Origin of the sequence: Geobacillus sp. Manikaran-105 (assembly GCF_002809955.1) — a bacterium.
Classification (GTDB): domain Bacteria; phylum Bacillota; class Bacilli; order Bacillales; family Anoxybacillaceae; genus Geobacillus; species Geobacillus thermophilus.
The window spans coordinates 1-1207 of sequence record NZ_PIJG01000133.1 but is presented as its reverse complement, the minus strand read 5'-3'; the positions used below and the strand labels follow the sequence as shown (position 1 = coordinate 1207).

At 33.9% G+C, this 1207-nt stretch carries 1 protein-coding gene; it reads right to left on the bottom strand.

The features are described 5' to 3' along the window. Positions 1 to 134: 134 nt before the first annotated feature. Positions 135 to 1064, bottom strand: coding sequence for a DMT family transporter (locus CV945_RS16905; protein ID WP_100660200.1), 930 nt, complete (start codon positions 1062 to 1064; stop codon positions 135 to 137). Positions 1065 to 1207 lie beyond the last annotated feature (143 nt).

The following is a 1207-nucleotide window of genomic DNA, read 5'->3' as shown; positions in this document are numbered from 1 at the left end:
TTCCTCTCGATTGGAAATCCGGGATGGCCGCTGCTTTGTTTGAGTATGCCCAAATTTATGGAAGGCGTATGTATAATTTTGGATAATCAACACTCGTGATAGAGTCCAATAATAAAAGCTAAGCGACAATTTGCTTAGCTTTTTATATTTGTAGAAAATCGTTCTATTTTACGCCTTTCTTTAGGTTTAGCCACGGTTGCTAAGTAAACACCAATCGTAACCAACAATGCTCCAATTGCAATATTAACAGTCATTTTTTCTCCGAGTAACAACCAGTCTAGAAAAATAGCCACAAGAGGAACAAATAATAGGGAAATAGAAGCTACTGTAGTATCAAGCTTTGTTAACACCACATACCAACATGTAAAGCAGAATGAGGATGCAATAACTCCTGTGTATATCAGAATAAAAATACTTATAGGTGTAAACTGTATAGGTTGACCCCACTCCATAAGAATGGCGGCAACTACTACTCCAATGGTTCCGAAAATCATTTGCCAGGTTGATACTATAATTTTATTATGATTGCTAAAATATTTTTTAACAATTACATTTGCCCCAGCCCAAGAAATAGCAGCTAGTAAAAGTAAACATTCACCGAAAATGACACTTTTGTTTTGAATAGTAAAAAATTCAAACCCAATAATGGATAGTAAACCAGAAATACCCAGGACAAGACTAATTACCTTGTAATAGTTTAATGATTCATGAAGAAAGATATATCCGAGGATTCCACTCCATATAGGCATCGAGTAAATCAGTATTGAAGATTTGCTCACATTTACAAACATCATTCCGTAATTGATTAATAAAAACATGGCGGTTGTTTGTAACAAACCCACTATAAAAAGGATAATCCATTCTGTACCTTTTGGTCTAGTGGGCTTTAAAAAAAATAAAACTAATATCATCGCAAATGAAGCAAGTAAAAAGCGTAAAGCCGCAAATGTAAAGGGTCCCATGTAACTTAATCCAATCTTCGTTAGAACCCATCCATAACTCCATAACAAAATAATAGTTACTAATAAAAAGGTGTATAAATACTGACTTGACATCTTTTTCATTTTCCATTACCCCCAAATAAATACAAAAATATCTTTACTGTAGATGAGCAATTTTCATAACAATAATTACCATGTAAAAAGAAACAAACAGGGTACCCCTTATGCCACATGGAGCTGTTTTTTCACGGTATCAATGGGAATAT

What these genes read in the sequence shown, in the direction of transcription:
- CV945_RS16905 (WP_100660200.1), bottom strand. Translation starts at nt 1,064, where the DNA reads ATGAAAAAGATGTCAAGTCAGTATTTATACACCTTTTTATTAGTAACT.